The organism is Alcanivorax xiamenensis (assembly GCF_009846745.1).
Taxonomy (GTDB): domain Bacteria; phylum Pseudomonadota; class Gammaproteobacteria; order Pseudomonadales; family Alcanivoracaceae; genus Alloalcanivorax; species Alloalcanivorax xiamenensis.
Genome location: NZ_AQPF01000009.1, coordinates 1 through 21,222 on the forward strand (window position 1 = coordinate 1; position 21,222 = coordinate 21,222).

The following is a 21,222-nucleotide window of genomic DNA, read 5'->3' on the forward strand; positions in this document are numbered from 1 at the left end:
GGACGCCGGACGCCGGACGCCAAAAAGATTGAAAACCGGCCCCGCCGACCTTGCAAGCGTTAAAAGCGCTTATTTAATATCCGCCGCGCTCCACGGCACGGTGTTCTAAAGCGTCCGGCGTCTAGCGTCCGGCTTCCGGCGTTTTCCTGATCAACCGCTCAACCGCGCCAGCGGCGGGCCGGTCCGATGGGGCAGCACCCGCTGCACCGCCAGCCATGGCAACACCACTGCCCAGGGCAGCAGCATCCATGGCGACAGCGGCAGGTCACCGTCAAACATGCGCTGCCCCAGGGGCCATAACGCCAGAAAATGCAGTACCAGTGCGAACACGGCGGCACCGCCCATCAGCCACAACTGCTCGATGACGGCCACCCGCCGCAACAGTGAGCGGCTGCCGCCGAGCACGCGCAACAGGGCATCGTCCTTCCGCCGCTGACCGCTGCCGGCGAGCCAGGCCGCGGCCATGACCAGGACACTGCTGGCCAGCAGCAACGCGGCGAGGGCGAGAGCGGCGCGGCTGGCCTGGGCAATCAGCGTCTGCGCCTGACCCAGCAGCGCGTTCACATCCAGCAAGGTGATCTGAGGAAAAGCGCGAATCAGATCGGGCAGGGCGCCACTGCCGGCTTCGTCCAGATAGAAGCTGGTCAGCCAGTAGCGGTCCTCGCCGTCCAGGGTGCCGGGGCTGAACATGAAGTAAAAATTAGGTTGGAAGCTTTCCCAATCCACCTCCCGCAGGCCAACGATGGTGGCGCTCAATTCGCCGGAGACACCGGTGAAGCGCAACTGGTCACCCACCCGCAGCCCCAGGGAGGCGGCCAGTTCCGATTCCACCGAGACTTCGCCGGGCCGCTCCGGATCGAGCCAGCGCCCGGAAGCGATCTGGTTGCTGGCGGGCAGCGTGTCGCCCTCGGTCAGGGACAGATCCCGGTTCAGCGCCCGCTCGCCTCGTTCCCGGTCATCGCTTTCCTTGGTCACCGCCTCGCTTACTGGTTGCCCGTTGACCTCCACCAGTCGGCCGCGCACCACCGGGTACAATTGCGGCGTTTCCGCGCCGTGACGATCCAGCCATTGGCGAAACGCAGGCAGGTCCGGTTCGAACAGGTTCAGCACGAAATAGTTGGGGGCTTTTTCCGGCAAGGTGGCGCGCCATTGGCTCAGTAATTGCTGACCCACGTGACTGGACATGGACATGATCGCCAGCGCCAACACCAACGCGGAGAGCATCGGAAGGGTAGTCAGCGGACGCCGGGACAGGCGCCGCAGCGCCAGTCTGGGCGCCAATGGCCAGCGGTCGCCAAGGCGGTCGGCCAGGCGTAGCGGTGCCCAGAGCAGCAATGGCAGCCCCACCGCCACCGCCACCATCAGCCCCAGCAACTGCAGCAACTCCATCAGCGAACCGGACAGCACCATGGCCACCAGCACCGGCGCCGCCAACGCGCCAACCAGATTGAGCCCGGTGCGGGCTACCGGCGCGGACGGTTCCGGTTGCAGGATCTGACGTGGAGGCAGATCCGCCAGCCGCCATAGACGGGGCAACGCGAACCCGGCCCAGATCACCAGCGGTGCCAGCGCCAGAAGCAACCAGCTACCTGGTCCGGGGCGCCAGCTCAGAGCATCACCGAGCCATTGTTGCAAGGCCAGAAACGCCGCTACCGCCAGCGCCAGCCCGGTAAGCATGGCCGGCAGCAGCGCGGTCAACTCGCGCGACAAGATCCAGCGCAGCACCTTGGCCCGGGAGGCGCCGAAGGTTTTCATCACCGCGCTGCGCCGGGCCTGCTCAAGGCTGCGCACGCCGGCGGCGAGATAGACCGCGCCGCCGCACAACAGCACCACCATCATCACCGCCAGTTGTCCCCACAGGGTCAGTTGGCGCAGTGGCCCCATGGAACGCAAGCCGGCGTTGTCGCGGGTTTCCAGTTCCTGGTTGGCGGCCAGTGTCGGCGTCAGTTGTTCGATCAGCGGCGCCATCGTCTCACCCGGCGCGCGCAGGTGCAGTTTGTAACGGGCGCGGGTGCCGGGGCCGATAATACCGGTACCCGGCACGTCGGCGAGATTCATCAGCACGCGCGGATTCATGCTGTAGAAACCGGCACCCTGGTCCGGCTCCTGTTCCAACACGGCGGTGACCCGCAATGGCAGGTCGCCAATGGTGACGGTATCACCGACCTGTTGTTCCAGCCGATCGAGAGCCGTACCGGCGAACCACACCTCACCGGGGGCGGGGCCATGATCGACCCTTCGCGGGTCACTGAAACGCTCTCCAGCCACCGCCACGGAACCATACAGAGGGTAGCCCTGGTCCACCGCCTTGACGCTGGCCAGAACGAAGGTGTCGTCACGCACCAGTACGCTGCTGAAGGTCAGGGTGTTGGCGCTGGCAAGATTACTGACCATGGCTTTTTGCCGGGCACTGGGCGGGGCACTGCCTTCCAGCACCAGATCGCCGCCAATGGCCTCGGCGGTGCGGGTGGCGAAGCGGTGTTCCAGCTCGCCCCGCAACAGCACCACGGTGGCGATGGCGAGCGTGGCCACCATCAGCGCCAGCGCCTGAATCCGGAACGCCGGGGAGCGCCAGGGACGCAGCAGTTGCTCAGTCACCGAGACGTCCCTCCACCAGTTGCCGGTGGCTGGCGCAATGGGCCGCCAGTTCCGGGTCGTGGGTGACCAGCACCAGGGCGGTGCCGTGATCGCGATTCAGACTGAACAGCAATTCGGCGATCTGGTCCCCGTTGGCCCGGTCCAGGCTGCCGGTGGGTTCGTCGGCGAACAATACCCGTGGCGCCATGGCGAAGGCCCGGGCCAGCGCCACCCGCTGTTGTTCACCGCCGGACAGTTGCGCGGGAAAATGATGTTGGCGTGCTTCCAGGCCGACCCGTTGCAACCAGTGGCGGGCTTTGTCGCGGGCCTCGCCGTCAGCGGCGATTTCCAGCGGCAGCATGACGTTTTCCACCGCACTGAGGTCGGCGACCAGATGAAAGGACTGAAACACGAAGCTGCAATACTGACCGCGCAGGGCCGCCCGGGTATCCTCGTCCTGGTCGCTGAAAGGTTGCCCGGCCAGCGTCACGGTGCCACCGGATGGCGTATCCAGGCCGGCCAGCAAAGAGAGCAGGGTGGATTTTCCGGAACCGGACGGGCCGGTGATGGCCAAACTGTCACCGGGGGCGATCTCCAGATCGATACTGTGCAGCAAGGTCAGGTCGCCTTCCGGGGCGGCTACTGTTTTGGTTAACCGTTGAGCCACGAGTACAGGGGAAGAAGCCATGTCGAGGTGCCTGTTGGTCATATTGTTGTTCCTCGCGCCTATAGTGGGCCGCGCGCAGGGCATTGTGGTGCTGGGCGACAGCATCAGCGCCGGCTACGGTCTGCAGGAAACGGAGGGTTGGGTGCACCTTCTCGGACAACGACTGGCAAGTCAATGTTCCGCGATGCCGGTGATCAACGCGTCGGTGAGTGGTGAGACCAGTGACGGTGGTGTCAGCCGCCTGCCGGCCTTGTTGGAGAGGCACCGGCCGGACGTCCTGGTGCTGGAGCTGGGCGGTAACGACGGCCTTCGTGGCCTGCCGCCGAGCCGTCTGGCCGGTAATCTGGAAAAAATGGTGTCCCTGGGGCAGCAGGCCGGGGCCCGGGTGGTGCTGCTAGGAATGCGTATTCCACCCAACTATGGCCGTGCCTATACCGAACGCTTCGAGGCGGTGTTCAAGCAGGTGGCGGAAGACAATGAGCTGCCCTGGGTGCCGTTTTTCCTCGACGGCGTGGTGGAAGCGGGCCAGATTCAAAGCGACGGCATTCACCCCACCGCCGAAGCCCAGCCAACCCTGCTGAATAACGCCTGGCCAATCTTGCAGGAAATATTACCGAAGGACTGCCGACAATGATGAACTTCGATGTGCCTTACAACGATATCCTGGACTTCTGGTTTGATGAACCGGATCAGAGCGGCTGGCCGCCAGGGGAGTGTGAACGGCGATGGTTCTCCGGCGATGTCGCTCTGGATGCACGCATTCGCGAGCAATTCAGTACTCGTTTGCGGGCGGCGTTGGACCGGGAACTGGTGGCCTGGGAACGCCATCCCCGCTCCCGGCTGGCGCTGATTCTGCTACTGGACCAGTTCAGTCGCAATGTTCATCGCGGTGAGGCGGCGGCTTTCGCCGGCGATCATCAGGCGGTCACGCTGACCCTGGAAGGCATCTCCACCGGCATGGAAATCAGTCTGCCCTGGGCCGGGCAGGTATTCTTTTACATGCCGTTGATGCATGCCGAGGATCTGGGCCTGCAAAACCAGGGCATCGCCTGCTTCCGCGCTCTGCTGGAGCGCGTTCCGGCACACCTGAAAAACAAGATTGAGAACAACCTGACCTTCGCCGAGGAACACCGTGACATCATCGCCCGTTTCGGACGCTTCCCCCACCGCAACGCGGTACTTGGCAGGGAAAACACGGCGGAAGAGAGCGTGTTCTTGGAGGGGGCTAAGCGATATGGACAATAAAAAGGCAGTGAATAGTTAATAGTGAACAGTGAAGAGAGGCGCGAATTAGGCAATTTCGTCCTCAGGCCATAGGGGCCGCGCTCAAAACCTAGCGAGCCCCCTCCGCTTTCAAAGGCAAATAAACCACAAACTAGTCAATTAAGATCGGGAATAGCGAATTTGCAAATAGCCTTTGCAGAATCGCATTTTTTTGCTGTTAACCATTCACTATTCCCTGCTTTTTATGGCTGCATCGCTTGCAAGGCGGCTTGCAAGCGGCGCGCCAGCTCGGTGTCCAGCGGGCCGTCGGGGCGGGTTTCCAGCAGTGTCAGGGCCTCGTCCAGGGGGGAGGTGTTGGCGCCTTTCATGGCCCGGGGCAATTGCTCCAGTTGCCAGCCCAGCCGCCGTTCGCGGGCGTGCTCGGGACTGTCAATGCCGGCCAGGGCTTCCAGCGCCACCGTCAGGGTCTGGTCTTCTTCGCTGGGCTCTCCGTCGGGGCTGGCCTCGACGCCCAGCACCGCCCGTTGCCAACGGCGCCAGCGTGGCAGGGCCGCCAGGCGCTCCTGAATCTGATCCCGCAGGCGCCGGAACTGACGCTGGCCGGGCCGGCCCAGAGTCGCTTCGTCCAGCTCATTGAGGGCCGCCGCCTGATCGCGCAGGGCGCTTTCGTCCTGGCTGGCGAGTGGTTCCTCGAGGGCCGCCGCCACTTGTTCCAGCACGGCCAGGCCCTCGCTCTGTTTCTCTTCAAGCTCGGTGCGGCGCTGTTCCATGCGCGCCTGCCGGGCGCCGAACAGGTCGTCCATGATGCGGCGGAAACGCTTCTGATGCGGACGATGCCGGCCCGGCGGCAGCCAGCCGGCCTGGCGCCAGCGTTTTTGCAACTGCTGCGCTTCCCGGGTGGCGCCGTCCAGGTCTTCCTGGGCGAGCAGAGCCTCGGCTTCGCCGATCATGTTCTGGCGCTGCTGCTCGGCCTCCCGCCAGGCGCCTTCCAGCTGCTGATCGATTGCGGAAAGCAGGGCGGAGAACCGTTTCTGTACATCCCGGGCGTCGGTGAACCGGACCGGTTGTATTGACTTCCACTCTTGCGGCGCCTGCCGGCGGATCTCCCAGACCGCCTGCCAGTTGGCCCGCTGCCAGTCCTGGGCGGCGACGAAGTCCGCCAGTTGGCGGCACAACTGTTCCCGGCGGCGCAGGTTTTCCGCCCGTTGTCCGTCGAGCTCACGGAAGTGGGCCCGGCAGGGTTCATAGGCCTGATCGGAGGCGGCTTTGAAGCGGTCCCATTGAGCTTGATCCTGGTCCTGGTCGGAGCTCATCAGCTCACGCCATTCATCGTGCAACGCCTGGATCGCGCTGGCTTGTTCCTCGGGGTCCAGATCGCCGCCGATCAAAGCCTCCATCTGTTCGCACAATTGGTCCTTCTTCGGCTGAGCGGCGAAGGCATGCCAATCGCGCAGTTCGTTGCGACGCTCTTCCAGGCGCTGCAGTTGTTTGCTTAGCCAGACGTCGCTTTCTTCTTCAAGTACTGCCTCAGCTTTCAGCCATAACCTATTGGCATGCTTTAAATTGCCTTTCTGAAGCTCCCGCCGTAACGCCACCACCAGACCCTGATGGGCGCTGCTGCCGGCTTTGGCGGCGGCGGGACGTGTCGGAGCCGGTTCCGGGTCAGGGACGGGGCGCTGTCGCAGGGTCCTGGGTGCCGGGATCTTGCGCGGCCACCGTTGGGAAAGGGTTTCCAGCAGCTCGCGGTCCTCGCTCTGGCTCTGCTCGGCCAGCGCGATCAGGCTCTGCCATTGCTCCAGCAACTGCTGGAAATGCTGACGTTCGCCTTCTTCCACCGGTAGCTCCTCGGCGGCGGCCAGCCAGCGACGTTCCTGGGTGCCGATGGCGGAACGCAGGGCGCCAAGCTGTGTGTCCCAGGTGTCCTCGGTCACGTCATCCAGTAATTGCCGCAGAGTGGCCAGGGCGGCACGGCGTTCGCCGAGGGCGGCCTCACGGGCCTGTTGCTCCCGCGCCTCGGCGGCTTGTCGCGCCAGACGCTGATGGGCTTGTTCCAGCGCTTGCGTGGCGGTGCGGGTGTGCTCCTCGCTGGCGTGCTCGGCCAATTCCGCCCAGCGCTGTTCCAGTTGCTGGAGGCGCGCCTGGTAAAGGCCATCGGCGGCCCGCTGCGCATGTTGTCGAAGGGCTTCCGCCACCGCCGCGCCGTCCTGCTCCCGTTTGCGGCGGTCCTGTTCGGCTTGCTGGTGGTCACGCAGCCAGTCACGGGCATGGCGCACCACGCGCTTGTCACGTCCTTCCTTGGCCAGACGTTTTAGGTGCTCCGCGCTTTCCAGGCGCTGGGCGGCGGCCAGGCGCAAGGCTTCATCGTGGCCGTGCAAGGCCACATCGCACAAGCTGTCCGCGTCGCTCAGTGAGGTCAGCGCGGTCCGCCGGCTTTCGCTGTCCACCCCGTTCTGGGTGACATGATAAAGCACCCTGGCGTTGCCGGTATGGCGCAACAGATGCAGCCGGGTATCGAGATCCGGGCCGTCCGACACCGCGCCGGCAAGCAAGGCCATCATCCGTTCGGAAGCTGCTTCGCGCACCACGTCGCTGTGGCTGTCGCGGGTCAAGGTATCGAGCGCGGTCAGGTCCAGCAGCCGCCGCGTGGCGCTGGCCCGCACCTCTTCATTGGTGTCCTCGCGCGCCAGACTGGCCAGGAGGTCGGCCTGTTGTTGAGGGTCGAGCGTATCTACGGCCGCCTTGCGAACAGCGGCGTCTCGGTGTTGCCACCGGGGTTTGAATAGTTTGCCGAACATGGGCGTCCCGTGGGAAAGAAGTCACCAGCATCGAAGGCGCCTGTTTGACGGGCGCCCTTCGTGATTATCGCGGCCAATGGAATCCGCTGGCCGCCTTTTGACGCATACTATAGGCAAAGACCGGGTCAGGCGGAAAGGTGGGATTGTATCAGCGCGTCTTTTTCCGCCCAAATATCGCTGATCCAGTTCTGAAAGCGCTGCCGGAACGCCTCGTCGTTCTCATAGTCGCCCTGGTTGGCCCAATCCGGAATCGGACGCTGGCGAACGATGACCTGGACCTTGTCCATGGCGCCACCGAGGAACGCCAGCAGGGAGCGGTCGGTTCCGGGCGGGTAGACGATGGTGATGTCGAGCAGGGTGTGCAACTGCCCCCCCATGGCGCTGAGGGTGAAAGCGGCACCGCCTGCCTTGGGTTTGAGCAGGTGACGGTAGGGCGATTGCTGCTGGTCGTGCTTGTCGCGGGTGAAGCGAGTGCCTTCGAAGAAGTTCATTACCGATACCGGATAATGAGCGTACTTCTCGCAGGCGCGCCGGGTGGTGTCCATGTCCTTGCCGCGCAGTTCCGGATTGCGGGCGATCTGTTCCTTGCTGTAGCGCTTCATGAACGGGAAATCGAGTCCCCACCAGGCCAGTCCCAGCAGCGGTACCCAGATCAGTTCCTGTTTGAGAAAGAACTTCAGTGATGGCACCCGCCGGTTGGTGACTTTCTGTAACACCAGGATGTCCGCCCAGGACTGGTGATTGGCGGTAACCAGGTACCAGTCGTCGCGGCGCAAGCCTTCAAGACCCTCTACCTCCCAGCGCAAACCGCTGCTGATGCCGATGATGAGGTTGTTGATCGTCATCCAGGTTTCCGCCACCACCACCAGGGCCCGGGACAGCCTGATCCGGACGTTCCGCCAGGGGAGAATCAGTTTGATCAGTGTCAGTAGATAGAACGGGCAAATGATCACCATGGTGCTCAGAACGATGCCAATCAGCGCCAATATGCCGCGAATTTTGTTGTATACGGTCATGAATAGGTTCGAATGGGAAAAACCGCGATGCTAACGGACTTGCTGGTCAAAGTCCCATGTCCATTTCGGCCACTTTGACGATCATCCTGGCCATTGGCGCCGCGCGACGAAGGCCGTACCCTCATGCCCGAAAACAAGGAGCAAACGTATGACCGGCCCCCTCAATTCTTTGAAAGTTCTGGATTTTTCCACGCTGTTGCCGGGCCCGTTCGGCACCCTGATGCTGGCCGACATGGGCGCCGATGTGTTGCGCATAGAGTCTCCCACGCGTCCGGATTTCGTGCGGCTGCTGCCGCCCTCGGTGAACGGTATGTCCGCCGCTCACGCCTACCTCAATCGTTCCAAACGGGCCATGGCGCTGGATCTGAAGCGGCCCGCGGGCATTGAAATTGTTCACCGGCTGGTGGGTGACTATGACATCGTGGTGGAGCAGTTCCGTCCCGGAGTGATGGACAAGCTGGGGCTGGGTTACGAGGCGCTCAAGGCGATCAATCCGGGGCTGATTTATTGCTCGATCACCGGCTACGGCCAAACCGGCCCTTATCGGGATCGGGCCGGTCATGACCTCAATTATCTGTCCATCGCCGGGATGACCGGCTACAACGGCCGGCGCGATAGCGGGCCGGCGCCAATGGCATGCCAGGTGGCGGATGTGGCGGGCGGTTCCTGTCACGCGGTAATGGCGATACTGGCGGCGGTGATCCATCGTCAGCAAACCGGCGAAGGGCAGTATCTGGACATCTCCATGACCGACGCCGCGTTCAGCCTGCATGCACTGACCGCGCCGGGCGCTCTGGTCGCCGGCGAGGATCCGGAACTGGAGAGAACCAAACTCAATGGTGGCAGCTTCTACGATTGCTATCGCACCGGCGATGGGCGCTATCTGTCCGTGGCCGGTCTGGAGCCGCAATTTTTCAGCCGTTTCTGCGAAGCGATCCAGCGTCCGGACCTCACCGCCAAGGGATTGAGTTTTTCACCGGAGGTGGTGGATGAAGTGAAGAGCGCCATCGCCGAAGTGATCGGTGCGCATCCTCTGGATCACTGGTTGCAGGTATTCGCCGATGTGGATTGTTGCGTGGAGCCGGTGCTGAGTTTTTCCGAGGCGCGTGAGCATCCGCAGTTGAAGGCCCGGAATATGGTGGTATCGGTGCCTGACGGGCACGGTGGCGAGCAGCCGCAGGTAGCTTCGCCGTTTCGTTTCTCCGCGACGCCGGTGGGGTATCGTTTCACCGGCGTTGCTCTGGGGCAACACAACGAGGACGTCCTGCGGGAGCAGGGCTTCACCGATGAGGATGTGGCCCGCTTGCGTGAGGCCGGTGCACTGGGCTGATTCAGGGGATCGGGTTGATTCCCGGCGCCGCGCGGCGGCGCTATGCTGGCCCCATGAGGCGAGTTTTGTGGCTGGGCGTGCTGGTGTTGAGTGGGGCGGTTCGCGCGGAGTCGTTGGATAGCTGTTACTCCGGCGCCAACGATACTCTGGTGGACCGCACCCACGGTTGGCTGTCGCGCACGCTGTGCTGGCCGAGCCGCTGGGTGGATGGCTTTTTCGACGATCCGGTGCGCGGCAGCAACGAGCCGGCCGCCAGCCGGGTGCGTGTTACCGCGGAGCAGGTGTGGCGCGACGATAACGACGATGCCAATGATGTGGACGTGGACGCACGGGTCTGGCTGCCCAGCGCCGAGCGCCGTTTCTCTCTTTTGTTTCGTAACCAGGACGATGAACGGGGCAGGGATGCGCCGGTGGCTCGGGAACTCCCCTCGGGTGAACGTGATGACGGCTTTCGCGGTGCACTGCGCTGGGTTATCGATCACTCCGACGCCATGGATCTGGATCTGGATGCGAGCGTGCATTCCGATCTGACTGCCTCCACCCGCTTGCGTTACCGGCGTCTGTACCCGTTGTTCAATGAAACCGCCTGGTTGCGCTACACCCAGCGTTTCTATTGGCGTGATCCGGAAGGTTGGGGCAGCCGCTCTCTGGTCGAAGTGGATCGTCCGCTGACGTCGACCACCAGCCTGCGTTTCTCCAGTGAGGTGAGTTATACCGAGGAACTCAATGAGGAGGGGCTGGGGATGGGGTTGTTTCAGGGCGTCAATCTGTTCAAGCGCTTCGATCATCGCTCGGCGCTGGATCTGGGGTTGGCGGTGGGTGGATACAGCAAACCGGGGGTGGTGGAGAATTACCGGATCTACGCACGCTATCGCCGCAATGTGTGGCGGCCCTGGTTATTCATCGAGGTGGAGCCTTTCGTGCTGTGGCCTCGGGAGTATGATTATGAGGGTATCAATGGCGTGGTGGTGCGCCTGGAGACGCTGTTTGGCAGGTTGAAGAGCTGAGGCCTTCGCTGCCAAGGCAGCTTCCCACAGAGGAAACTACAAAGCCACTGTGGGAAGCTGCCTTGGCAGCGAATGGTGGCGGTCCGATCACAAACCGTGATTGGTGTGCCAGCAGCGGATCAGTTGGCCCAAGTGCTCCGCTTGCGGCCGGACTTGGATTTCAGCAGCAGCCCGCCGATGGCACCGAGCAACAGGATGCCAACGCCGGTAATCCACTTGCGAGAAGTGTTGTCGTTGCGCAGAAGGGCATTCTCGGCCTTCACCTGGTCCAGTTCCGAGCGCAGCATGCTCAGCTCCTCGTTGAGGCGGCGGTTGGCCTGATCCAGACGGATCGGATCGGCGGCCACGTTGCGCAACTGGTCCAGCTCATTGCCGCGGGAGGTCAGAGAAGAACGCAGCTCTTCCACTTCACCACGCAGCGCGTCACGTTGACCTTCCAGTTCCGCCACTTGCCGGCGCAGATCACTGGCGGTGCTGGTGGCTTTCTCAGTGTCCTGGGTCAGCTTTTGCAGGCGCAGAGCCGCGGTGGGGGTGCGGCTGATGTACTGCTTTTCCACATAGCCCTCCCGGTCGCCGTAGCGGATGTGGATCCAGTCTCCCTCTTCGCCAAGCAGCTCCACCCGGGTACCGCTTTTGATCCCTCTGTGCACAATGCGGTAGCCAGTGCCGGCGCCGGCTCGCATGGGGACATAGATTTCATCGTCGATCCAGGCCGCGGCGGCGTACACGGGGGCTGGCAGGCACAGCGCCAGCAGCAGTAAGCCGCTTAACCATCGATTTTGCATTCACGGGTCTCCTTGTTGTGCGGCGTGAGTAGTACGGCGCCATGAAGAGCAAGCGCGGCGGCTATTCTTGCCGAAACAAGCGCGCTTCGCCGTAGTGCCGCGTACAGTATTTGTAAAAACGATCAGTGGTTCTCAGGGCAGAACCTTCTTGAAGGGTTTTACCTGAACATGACGGTATACGCCGGCATCCACATAAGGGTCGGCATCGGCCCAGGCCCGGGCTTGTTCCAGAGAGGGAAATTCCGCCACCACCAGGGAGCCGGTGAAACCGGCTTCCCCGGGGTTGTCGCTATCCACCGCCGGCAACGGCCCGGCCAGCACCAACCGGCCTTGGTCTCTGAGTGTTTCCAGACGCGCCAGATGCGCGGGGCGCGCGGGCGTTCTCAGGGGCAGGGAATCAGGCACGTCCTCACTGATGATCGCGTAAAGCATCGTTGTCCTTGTCGTCGGGCTTTTTGTCGTTGGCGTCGCCGTGAAACAGACTCTTGCGGTCGGCTTCCGGCATGCGCTTGTAGAAATAGGCAAAAGCGGCCAGATAGAACACCATCTGGATCGCGGTGAAACCGAACAGTTTGAAATTTACCCAGAAGTCGGTGCTGAAATTGAAGGCGATGTACAGGTTCAGCAGGCCGATGAAAATAAAATACAGCACGAAAGCCAGGTTCAGTCGTCGCCAGTCTTTCGCTTGCAGAGTGACGACTTTGCCAAAGGCGCTGCGCATCAGGCTTTCACAGAGACGTTGCAGGAGATTGCGGTGTTTCAGGAAATGCCCCACGGCCAGAATCGCCGCCAGCACGAAGCTGATGATGGAAGGGCGCCATTTAATGAAGACATCATTGTGCAGCGCCAGGGTCAGGCCGCCGAACACCAGAGTGATGGCCAGCACCACCAGATGCAGACGGTGCCAGCGCTTCCAGATCAGGCGACCGGCGATGACCTGGAAACTGGTGGCGCCAAGCAGCCCCCAGGTGGCCAGCATGATATCCCGGCCACTAATGAAGTAGAGACCGAAAAACACCACCACGGGCAAGTAATCAAATAGGGTTTTCATGGCGACATTACTTTCATAGCGACGTTGTCCTTCCGGAGGACGCATGTTATCGGGAAGCGCGGTACAAATCACCCGCCGTTGCCCGGGATGGGGATCGGTCGGCGGTTATGATAGTGTGCCACCACCATGAGCGCCCGTCTGGAGGGCTAATGTACCAGTGTCCGGATTTTCATTCCCACAGCCGTGCCTCCGATGGCCAGCTTACTCCGGCGGAGCTGGTGTCGCGGGCGGCGGAGTACGGTGTGGATGCGCTGGCGCTGACCGATCACGATACCCTGGCCGGCCTGCCGGAGGCGCGCGCCCGGGCCGCGGAAGTGGGGTTGGAGCTGGTGCCGGGTATTGAATTGTCGGTGCAGTGGGACAACCGCGAAATCCATGTGGTCGGACTGTGGCTCGATGAGGACAATCCCGTGCTCAAGGCCCGGGTGGCCAGCCAGATGGACGCTCGCCGTGAGCGCGCCCGCCGTATCGGTGCCCGCCTTGACCGTGCCGCCGGACTGACCGGCAGCTATGACAAGGCCTGCGCCCTGGCGGACAGTGATGCTCCCGGCCGGCCCTGGTTCGCGCGCATGCTGATCAGCGAAGGCAAGGCCCGGGACAACCAGCACGCCTTCAACCGCTTTCTCAAGAAAGGCCAGTCCGCTTACGTTTCCACGCCCTGGTGCACGCTGGAGCAGGGCGTGGCGGATTTGCTGGCCGCCGGCGCGGTGCCGGTGCTGGCCCATCCGCAGGCTTACAACATGACCCGCAAACGTTTGCGGCAGCTGGTCGGCGCCTTCCGTGATGCCGGTGGGCTGGCGCTGGAGGCGTTGATGCCGGGGCTGACGCCGGCGCAAGGCGCGCTGCTTGAAGAATGCTGGCGTCACTTCAGCCTGGCGGTGTCCGGTGGCAGCGATTTTCATTCCCCGGAGCAGAAATGGCTGCGGCTGGGCGGGTTGCCGCCATACCCGAAGGACGCGGTCCCGGTATGGGCGGCCCGGGACCTTGCGTCGGCGCGCCAAGCGGCGGACAATCCGCGCCCATGACCACCGTACTGCACATTCACCCGGAAGATCCGCAACCGCGCCTGATCAGCGAAGCCGCCAAGGTGCTGCGCCAGGGCGGGCTGATTGCCTATCCCACTGACACCACCTACGCACTGGGGTGTGGCATTGGAGAGAAGGCGGCGCTGGACAGGCTGATTCGCATCCGCCGACTGGACGATAAACACCAGTTCACTCTGTTGTGTCCGGACCTGTCGGTGCTGGCGCTGTACGCCAAGGTGGACAACCCGGACTATCGTTTGCTCAAGGCGCACACGCCGGGCGCCTACACCTTTATCCTTCAGGGCACCAGTGAGGTGCCACGGCGGCTGATGCATCCGAAGAAGCGCACCATCGGCATCCGGGTGCCGGACCATCCGATCTGCCAGGCGCTGTTGGCGGAATACGGTGAGCCGATCATGACCAGTACCGCCCATTTGCCGGACGATGAATTTCCGCTCACCGACCCTCAGGATGTTCGTGACTTCCTCAATAACCAGGTGGATCTGGTGATCGACGGCGGCTTCTGCGGTATTACCGAAACCACGGTAATCTCTCTGGTTGATGGCAGCGGGCCGGAAGTGATCCGTGAAGGGGCCGGGCCGCTGGACGCCATTTTCTGAACCCGGCGGGGTACACAATCCGTGCACCCTGTCCCTGGGCACCTTCTTCGCCTTATAATCGCTGGCTTTCACGCCTATACGACAGGAGTCGGTTTTGAGTTCCGTGGTTCCCGCCCAACGAGTGGTTTCCGGCATGCGCGCCACCGGCCGTCTGCACCTGGGTCACTATCATGGGGTACTGAAGAACTGGGCACGTCTGCAGCACGAGTACGAGTGTTTCTTTTTCGTCGCGGACTGGCATGGCCTGACCACCGAATATGAAAATCCGGGCAGCATCGAGCAGCACACCTGGGATCTGGTAGTGGATTGGCTGGCCGCCGGTGTCAACCCGGGTTCCGCCACGCTGTTCGTACAGAGCCAGGTGCCGGAGCACGCGGAGCTTCACCTGCTGCTGTCGATGATCACGCCGCTGTCCTGGCTGGAGCGGGTGCCGACCTACAAGGACCAGCAGGAAAAGCTCAGGGAAAAGGATCTGAGCACCTACGGCTTCCTCGGTTACCCCCTGCTGCAGGCCGCGGATATTCTGATTTATCGGGCCGGGCAGGTGCCGGTGGGGGCCGATCAGGTGGCCCATGTGGAGCTGACTCGGGAAGTGGCGCGCCGCTTCAACCACCTCTATGGCCGTGAGCCTGGGTTCGAGGAGGCGGTGGCCGCGGCGATCAAGAAGATGGGCAAGAAGCAGTCCCGCATCTACTTGAATCACCGCCGTCAGTATCAGGAACAGGGTGATGAGTCGGCGTTGGAAACCGCCAGGGCCTTGGTCCAGGACCAGCAGAACATTACTCTGGGTGACAAGGAGCGGCTCTACGGCGACCTGGAAGGCGGTGGCAAGGTGATCCTGCCCGAGCCCCAGGCGCTACTGACTCCGGCTTCGCGCATGCCGGGCCTGGATGGTCAGAAAATGTCCAAGTCCTACGGCAACTTCATCAGCCTGCGCGAGGAGCCCGGGGAAGTGGAGAGCAAGATTCGGCGCATGCCCACCGACCCGGCCAGGGGGCGCCGCAGCGACCCCGGGAACCCGGATAATTGTCCGGTGTGGGAGTTTCATAAAGTTTACAGCGACGACGCCACCCGCGATTGGGTGCGCGAGGGCTGCACCAGCGCGGGGATCGGCTGCCTGGACTGCAAAAAGCCGGTGATCGAGGCGGTGCAGGAGGAAGTGGAGCCGATCCGTAAGCGGGCGGAAGAACATTTGCGTAATCCGGACCTGGTGCGGTCGGTTCTCTCCGACGGCTGCGAAGAGGCCAGGGAACAGGCCCGCGCCACTCTGGAAGAGGTGCGGGCTGTGATGGGATTGCACTATCGATGAATCAAGCGTTGATGAACCAACCGACGATGAAGCGAACTTGGATGACCAGGTGCCGATGAGCGTGGTGCGATGAACAATCCGAACCCAGTGGACAATCCGCTGATGCCACCGCCTGCTCCGCAGCAGGCGGAGATGCCCTTTGGGTTGATCTATGGCAAGGCGATCACCAAGCTGCCGGATGATCTGTACATCCCGCCGGACGCTTTGGAAGTGTTCCTGGAGGCTTTTGAGGGGCCGCTGGATTTGTTGCTGTACCTGATCAAGCGGCAGAACCTGGACATCCTCGACATTCCGGTGGCGCAAATCACCAGCCAGTACATGGAATACGTCGAGCTGATGAAGGCGCTTAATCTGGAGCTGGCCGCTGAATATCTGGTGATGGCGGCGATGCTCGGTGAGATCAAATCCCGCTCGCTGTTGCCGCGCCCGGCCAGTGAGGGCGAGGATGAAGGCGAGGACCCCCGAGCCGAATTGATCCGCCGGTTGCAGGAATACGAGCGATTCAAGAAAGCGGCGGAAGATATCGAGGCGCTGCCCCGGCTGGAGCGCGATATCCATCTGGCCGCCGCCCGCCGTCCGGAGTATGTACGTGAGAAGTCGCAGCCGGACGTGGATATGCGCGAATTGCTACTGGCGCTCAAGGAAGTGCTGCACCGGGCCGACATGTTTGAGAGCCACCAGGTGTCGCGGGAAAAGCTGTCCACCCGCGAACGCATGGCGAATGTGCTGGATCGCCTGAAGGGGCGGGAATTCGTACCCTTCGTGGAATTGTTCGACGCCGAGGAGAGCAAGCTGGGCGTGGTGGTGACTTTCCTGGCGGTGCTGGAACTGGTCAAGGTGTCACTGGTGGAACTGGTCCAGAACTCGCCGTTTTCACCAATCCACATCAAGGCGAAAACGGTGACGGTGGAAGAGTCTGATGTGATCGCGCAACTGGAACTGGATGATGACATCCCGGACGCCGAACAAGGGAGCGAGGCATGAGCGAACTGTCGCCGGAGCGGATCAAAAGCATTCTGGAAGCGGCGATTCTGGCCGCCGACGGCCCGCTGGACCGGGATACCATGCTGACGCTGTTCGATGAACAGGATTGTCCCAGCAAGGCGGATCTGAGCCGCTTGCTGGAATCGCTGGGCGAGGATTATGCCGAGCGGGGCATTCAGCTGAAGGAAGTCGCCACCGGCTTCCGTTTCCAGGTGCGCACCGAACTGGGGCCCTGGGTCAGCCGCCTGTGGCAGGAAAAGCCGCCCCGCTACAGCCGGGCGGTATTGGAAACGCTGGCGTTGATGGCTTACCGCCAGCCGATCACCCGCGGCGAGATCGAAGAGATCCGTGGCGTTTCGGTGAGTTCTCATATTATTAAGAGCCTGATGGAACGCGGCTGGGTACGCGTGGTCGGACACCGGGATGTGCCGGGCCGGCCGGCGATGTTCGCCACTACCCGCCAGTTCCTCGATTACTTCGATTTGAAGAGTCTGGACGAGCTGCCGCCTTTGGCGGAGATCCGTGACCTCGACAAGCTCAACGAGGAGCTGGCGCTCAGTGATGCGCCGTCCGAGAACGAGCCTGTGGCGGAGGGGGAAGACGGAGACGAGGCCGGACCGGACAACGCCAACGTGCTGGCATTGAATATGCACGATGAGCCGGAGATCGACGAATCCACCCTGATGAGCATGGAAAAGGTGGATTCGGTGATCGCCAATTTTGAAGCGGAATTCCGCCGCCGGCCGGATTCGGGTGCATCGGAAGAGGAGGGCGCTTCTCCCGATGAGCAGGACCCGGAACCACCGGAGCAGGAGGCGGCCGACATGACGGCCGATGAAGAGCGTTCGCCCAATGAGTGAGAAGTTACAGAAGGTGCTGGCCCGCGCAGGGCTGGGTTCACGCCGGGAGCTGGAGGTCTGGATCGCCGACGGGCGAGTCTCCGTGAACGGCAAGGTGGCGACCCTGGGAGACCGGGTGGAGCCAGAAGATGCATTAAGAGTGGATGGCAGGATCATTCGAGTGAAGCCGGAAGAAGAGATTGTTCGACGCGTGATCATTTATCACAAGCCCGCGGGGGAGGTGTGCTCGCGAAATGATCCCGAAGGCCGGCCCACGGTGTTTGACAATCTGCCGCGTCTGCAGGGTATGCGCTGGGTGCAGGTGGGACGGCTGGATATCAATACCACCGGCCTGATGCTGTTCACCACCGACGGAGAGCTGGCGCACCGCCTGATGCACCCGTCCAACGGCTTTGTTCGCGAGTACGCGGTGCGTATCCGGGGCCAGCTCTCCGACGAGCAGCGCGGTGCGTTGCTGGAAGGGGTGATGCTGGAAGACGGTATCTCCAGGTTCGACAGCATCGAGGAAGCGGGTCATAACGAAGATGCCGCCAACCGCTGGTACAAGGTGTCACTCACTGGCGGTAAATACCGCGAAGTGCGTCGCCTGTTCCAGTCCCAGGGCCTGGATGTGTCGCGGTTGATGCGGATCCGCTTCGGTGACCTGACGCTGCCGTCCAGCTTGCGCATGGGGCGTTGGCAGGAACTCACCGAGGAAGAGATTCGACCGTTGCTGGACAGAGTGGACCTGAAAGGCAAGAAGTACACCGGGCTCTATGGTCGGGCGCGATTGCGTCATCAGCGTGGCGGTAACAAGCCACCGCGCAAGCCAAGGCGCAATCCTTACCGTCGCTGAGCACCGAGGAATATGGTGCCTTGCAAGCTCTGGCGCGCCATTCGCGGCAGGTTGGCTCCCACGGATCGTGCTACGAAGCCGCTGTGGGAAGCGGCCTTGGCCGCGAATGCCCCCCCCGTTGGCCATGCGCTTGCAAGCAAGCTTCCCACAGCGGCTTCTTAGTCCGGGTATTGAGTCGAAACTGTGATTCTGTCAGGGCAGGCGCATCAGACTCCCCACCAGGGCGGGCAGGGCGGTCTCCACGCGCAGAATACGGCTGCCGAAGCGGTGACAACGGAACCCGTGAGCTTCCAGCAGTTCCACCTCGAACGGGGTCCAGCCCCCTTCCGGGCCGATGGCCAGGGTCAACGGTCCCTCCTGCTGATGGGGCAGGTCCGCATGGTCGCCGGGGTGGGCCAGCAGCCGTTCTCCGGGGCCGGCCCAGGCATCCAGCTCATCTTCCACGAAAGGACGGAAGCGCGGCGCCAGGCGTAACTCCGGCAAGCGGGTGTCCATCGCCTGCTCCAGTCCCAGCAGCAGCTTTTCCCGCAGCAGGTCGGCCTTCAGATTGGGGGTGCGCCAGTAGCTCTTGTCCACCTTCCAGCTGTTGATCAACACGATCCGTTTGATGCCCAGGCTGGCGGCGTCCACCAGCAGCCGCTTGAGCATCTTGGGGCGGGGCAGAGCCAGCAGCAGGTTCAGGTCAAGCGGGGGAGGAGGGGGAGAAATAACTTTAAAAAAAATCGTTATCTCATTGTTTTTTATGGATTCCAGGCGGGCTGAACCTATGTCTCCGTTGAGCACGCCGGCACGGCATTGATCCCCCTCGCTCAATTTCAGCACCTGGCGCACGTGCTCGCCCTGGCGGGCGTCGAGCCGCCAAAACGGGCCTTGCAGATGTTGTTCCGGGTGTAGGAGGAGCAGATTCATGGTCGCGGATTATGACACAATCCTCCCGCTTCATGGCGGTTCTGGCCCTATGCGCTCTGTCCGTGGATTGCTAGAGTGTCCGGCCATGTTTCCGAAACGATGTGGAGATTCCTGCATGCAGTTCCAGGGTACCGACCAGTACGTCGCCACCGACGACCTGAAAATGGCGGTGAACGCCGCGATCGCGCTGCAGCGCCCCCTGTTGATCAAAGGGGAGCCCGGCACCGGCAAAACCTTGCTGGCCGAACAGGTGGCCGAGGCCCTGGGCAAGCCGCTGCTGGCCTGGCACATCAAGTCCACCACCAAGGCTCAGCAAGGCCTGTACGAGTACGACGCGGTATCCCGGCTGCGGGATTCCCAGCTCGGCGCCGAAGGCGTGGAGGACGTGTCCAACTACATCAAGAAGGGCAAGCTGTGGGAAGCCTTCGCCGCCGATGAGCAGGTGGTGTTGCTGATCGACGAGATCGACAAGGCCGATATCGAGTTCCCCAACGACCTGTTGCAGGAACTGGATCGCATGGAGTTCTTCGTCTATGAGACGGGCGAAACCGTGCGCGCCGCCAAGCGGCCCATCGTGATCATCACCTCCAACAACGAGAAGGAACTGCCGGACGCGTTCCTGCGCCGTTGTTTCTTCCACTACATCAATTTCCCCGATGCCCAGACCATGATGAAAATCGTGGACGTGCACTTCCCGGACATCAAACAGGAGCTGGTCTCCGAGGCGCTGGAAATCTTCTTCGATTTGCGCAAGGTGCCGGGCCTGAAGAAAAAGCCGTCCACCAGCGAGCTGATCGACTGGCTGAAGCTGCTGCTGGCTGACGATATCCCCGACGATGTGCTGCGCAATCGCGACACCAAGAAGGCGATTCCGCCGCTGTATGGTGCCCTGGTGAAGAACGAAGCGGACGTTCAACTGCTGGAACGCCTGGCGTTCATGAACCGGCGCGAGCGCTGATCGGCGGCTCGCGCCGATACGCTCATTCCGTTCACAGAGGTTGCTATGCTGATTGGCTTCTTTGAAAACCTGCGCACTCACCGGGTGCCGGTGAGCCTGCGGGAGCTGCTGGATCTGTGCGATGCACTCAAACACCACGTGGCCTTCGGCTCCGTGGAGGACTTCTACATGCTCTCGCGGGCGGTGATGGTCAAGGACGAGAAATACTACGATCGCTTTGACCGCGCCTTCGCCAGCTATTTCGAAGGGATCGAGAACATTGAGCCGGAATGGCTCAATCGGGTGATTCCAGACGAATGGCTGCGCAAACAACTGGAAAAGACCCTGTCTCCGGAAGAGCGGGAAAAGCTCAAGGGGCTGGGCAGCCTGGAGAAAATTCTCGAGGAACTGCGCAAGCGTCTGGAAGAGCAGGAGAAACGTCACCAGGGCGGCAACAAGTGGGTTGGCACCGGTGGCACCAGCCCGTTCGGCGGTTACGGCGAAAACCCGGAAGGGATTCGCATGACCGGCCCGTCCCGTAACAAGCGCGCGGTGAAAGTCTGGGAAAAACGCGAGTTCCGGAATCTGGATGACTCGGTGGAACTGGGCATCCGCAACATCAAGCTGGCGTTGCGTCGGTTGCGCAAGTTCGCCCGCACCGGCCGGGAGGAAGAACTGGATCTGGACGACACTATTTCCTCCACCGCCCGCAATGCTGGCCTGCTCGATATCAAGATGCGCCCGGAACGGGAAAACCGTGCCAAGGTACTGCTGTTCTTCGACGTGGGCGGTTCCATGGATCCCTACATCAAACTCTGCGAGGAGCTGTTCTCCGCCGCCCGGCTGGAGTTCAAGCACATGGAGTATTTCTACTTCCATAACTTCGTTTATGAGTACGTCTGGAAGGACAACCGCCGCCGCTGGGACGAGAAGACCGCCACCTGGGATGTCCTGCACAAATACGGCAATGATTACAAAGTGATCTTCATCGGCGATGCCGCCATGAGCCCGTATGAAATCAATTCCGCCGGCGGTTCGGTGGAGCATTGGAATGAAGAACCGGGATCGGTCTGGTTCCAGCGCATCAAGGACACTTACGAGAAGGTGGTGTGGCTGAACCCCGAACCGCAAAGGGCCTGGGAGATGACCACGTCCACTCAGTGGATCAAGCAGCTCACCGAGGACCACATGTACCCGTTGACCCTGGAAGGGCTGGAGCGGGCCATGAAACACCTCAGCAAATAACCTCCAGGAGCCCCTCTCTCCGTCGGGAGGGAGGGGCCGGGCTGGC

General features: G+C 62.3%; 20 protein-coding genes. 12 read left to right on the forward strand and 8 right to left on the reverse strand.

The annotated features are described in order from the left end of the window. Window positions 1–150 precede the first annotated feature (150 nt). Complete coding sequence (locus A6D6_RS08005; RefSeq protein ID WP_236564034.1) at window positions 151–2,598, reverse strand: ABC transporter permease; 2,448 nt, start codon at window positions 2,596–2,598, stop codon at window positions 151–153. Continuing rightward, window positions 2,591–3,265: an ABC transporter ATP-binding protein gene (locus tag A6D6_RS08010; RefSeq protein ID WP_201303730.1), complete on the reverse strand. Its 675-nt coding sequence runs from the start codon at window positions 3,263–3,265 to the stop codon at window positions 2,591–2,593. The genes A6D6_RS08005 and A6D6_RS08010 overlap by 8 nt, the downstream gene beginning before the upstream one ends. Here A6D6_RS08010 and A6D6_RS08015 point away from each other — a divergent pair. Together A6D6_RS08015 and A6D6_RS08020 are read left to right on the forward strand one after the other, a co-directional pair. Next, window positions 3,264–3,878, forward strand: a complete 615-nt coding sequence (locus tag A6D6_RS08015) for an arylesterase (RefSeq protein WP_166643013.1) — start codon at window positions 3,264–3,266, stop codon at window positions 3,876–3,878. The genes A6D6_RS08010 and A6D6_RS08015 overlap by 2 nt on opposite strands. Further along, window positions 3,875–4,489 (forward strand): DUF924 family protein, encoded by a 615-nt coding sequence (locus A6D6_RS08020; protein WP_133490887.1) that lies wholly within the window; start codon window positions 3,875–3,877, stop codon window positions 4,487–4,489. Before A6D6_RS08015 ends, A6D6_RS08020 begins: the two co-directional genes overlap by 4 nt. Before the next feature lie 221 nt (window positions 4,490–4,710). On the opposite strand, the gene A6D6_RS08025 is transcribed toward A6D6_RS08020, so the two are convergent. Continuing rightward, window positions 4,711–7,263, reverse strand: coding sequence for a DUF349 domain-containing protein (locus A6D6_RS08025; protein WP_159660429.1), 2,553 nt, complete (start codon window positions 7,261–7,263; stop codon window positions 4,711–4,713). A gap of 125 nt (window positions 7,264–7,388) precedes the next feature. After that, complete coding sequence (gene yihG / locus A6D6_RS08030; protein ID WP_159660430.1) at window positions 7,389–8,279, reverse strand: 1-acylglycerol-3-phosphate O-acyltransferase, YihG family; 891 nt, start codon at window positions 8,277–8,279, stop codon at window positions 7,389–7,391. 148 nt (window positions 8,280–8,427) lie between these two features. Between yihG and A6D6_RS08035 the strand changes: the two genes are divergently transcribed. Both A6D6_RS08035 and A6D6_RS08040 read left to right on the forward strand, forming a co-directional pair. Further along, window positions 8,428–9,609, forward strand: a complete 1,182-nt coding sequence (locus A6D6_RS08035) for a CaiB/BaiF CoA transferase family protein (RefSeq protein WP_133490884.1) — start codon at window positions 8,428–8,430, stop codon at window positions 9,607–9,609. A gap of 53 nt (window positions 9,610–9,662) precedes the next feature. After that, window positions 9,663–10,616, forward strand: coding sequence for a hypothetical protein (locus A6D6_RS08040; RefSeq protein WP_159660431.1), 954 nt, complete (start codon window positions 9,663–9,665; stop codon window positions 10,614–10,616). A gap of 119 nt (window positions 10,617–10,735) precedes the next feature. Here the strand turns inward: A6D6_RS08040 and A6D6_RS08045 are convergent, their stop codons facing one another. From A6D6_RS08045 to A6D6_RS08055, 3 genes are all read right to left on the reverse strand, one after another. Further along, window positions 10,736–11,401: a TIGR04211 family SH3 domain-containing protein gene (locus A6D6_RS08045; protein ID WP_201303731.1), complete on the reverse strand. Its 666-nt coding sequence runs from the start codon at window positions 11,399–11,401 to the stop codon at window positions 10,736–10,738. Window positions 11,402–11,533: 132 nt separating this feature from the next. Next, a complete protein-coding gene (locus A6D6_RS08050) occupies window positions 11,534–11,833 on the reverse strand; it encodes a YciI family protein (RefSeq protein ID WP_133490882.1) in 300 nt (99 codons plus the stop codon). Beyond that, the gene (locus tag A6D6_RS08055; protein WP_133490881.1) at window positions 11,811–12,452 is read right to left on the reverse strand and encodes an inner membrane-spanning protein YciB; all 642 of its coding nucleotides are present in this window, start codon (window positions 12,450–12,452) and stop codon (window positions 11,811–11,813) included. The genes A6D6_RS08050 and A6D6_RS08055 overlap by 23 nt, the downstream gene beginning before the upstream one ends. A 149-nt stretch (window positions 12,453–12,601) precedes the next feature. Between A6D6_RS08055 and A6D6_RS08060 the strand changes: the two genes are divergently transcribed. The 6 genes from A6D6_RS08060 (at window position 12,602) to rluB (ending at window position 18,085) form a co-directional block, all read left to right on the forward strand. Further along, on the forward strand, window positions 12,602–13,477 hold the full coding sequence (locus A6D6_RS08060) for a PHP domain-containing protein (RefSeq protein ID WP_133490880.1): 876 nt from the start codon (window positions 12,602–12,604) through the stop codon (window positions 13,475–13,477). Further along, window positions 13,474–14,097: an L-threonylcarbamoyladenylate synthase gene (locus tag A6D6_RS08065; RefSeq protein ID WP_133490879.1), complete on the forward strand. Its 624-nt coding sequence runs from the start codon at window positions 13,474–13,476 to the stop codon at window positions 14,095–14,097. The genes A6D6_RS08060 and A6D6_RS08065 overlap by 4 nt, the downstream gene beginning before the upstream one ends. A gap of 94 nt (window positions 14,098–14,191) precedes the next feature. After that, complete coding sequence (locus A6D6_RS08070) at window positions 14,192–15,406, forward strand: tryptophan--tRNA ligase (RefSeq protein ID WP_133490878.1); 1,215 nt, start codon at window positions 14,192–14,194, stop codon at window positions 15,404–15,406. A 69-nt stretch (window positions 15,407–15,475) separates the two neighbouring features. Continuing rightward, complete coding sequence (locus tag A6D6_RS08075; RefSeq protein WP_133490877.1) at window positions 15,476–16,390, forward strand: segregation and condensation protein A; 915 nt, start codon at window positions 15,476–15,478, stop codon at window positions 16,388–16,390. Further along, window positions 16,387–17,250, forward strand: coding sequence for an SMC-Scp complex subunit ScpB (gene scpB / locus A6D6_RS08080; protein WP_133490876.1), 864 nt, complete (start codon window positions 16,387–16,389; stop codon window positions 17,248–17,250). Before A6D6_RS08075 ends, scpB begins: the two co-directional genes overlap by 4 nt. After that, complete coding sequence (rluB, locus tag A6D6_RS08085; RefSeq protein ID WP_133490875.1) at window positions 17,243–18,085, forward strand: 23S rRNA pseudouridine(2605) synthase RluB; 843 nt, start codon at window positions 17,243–17,245, stop codon at window positions 18,083–18,085. Before scpB ends, rluB begins: the two co-directional genes overlap by 8 nt. A 192-nt stretch (window positions 18,086–18,277) precedes the next feature. Here the strand turns inward: rluB and A6D6_RS08090 are convergent, their stop codons facing one another. Next, a complete protein-coding gene (locus A6D6_RS08090) occupies window positions 18,278–18,994 on the reverse strand; it encodes a 16S rRNA (uracil(1498)-N(3))-methyltransferase (protein ID WP_133490874.1) in 717 nt (238 codons plus the stop codon). A gap of 115 nt (window positions 18,995–19,109) precedes the next feature. Between A6D6_RS08090 and A6D6_RS08095 the strand changes: the two genes are divergently transcribed. Together A6D6_RS08095 and A6D6_RS08100 are read left to right on the forward strand one after the other, a co-directional pair. Beyond that, complete coding sequence (locus A6D6_RS08095; RefSeq protein WP_022995030.1) at window positions 19,110–19,952, forward strand: AAA family ATPase; 843 nt, start codon at window positions 19,110–19,112, stop codon at window positions 19,950–19,952. 45 nt (window positions 19,953–19,997) lie between these two features. Continuing rightward, complete coding sequence (locus A6D6_RS08100; RefSeq protein WP_159660432.1) at window positions 19,998–21,176, forward strand: vWA domain-containing protein; 1,179 nt, start codon at window positions 19,998–20,000, stop codon at window positions 21,174–21,176. Window positions 21,177–21,222: the final 46 nt, after the last annotated feature.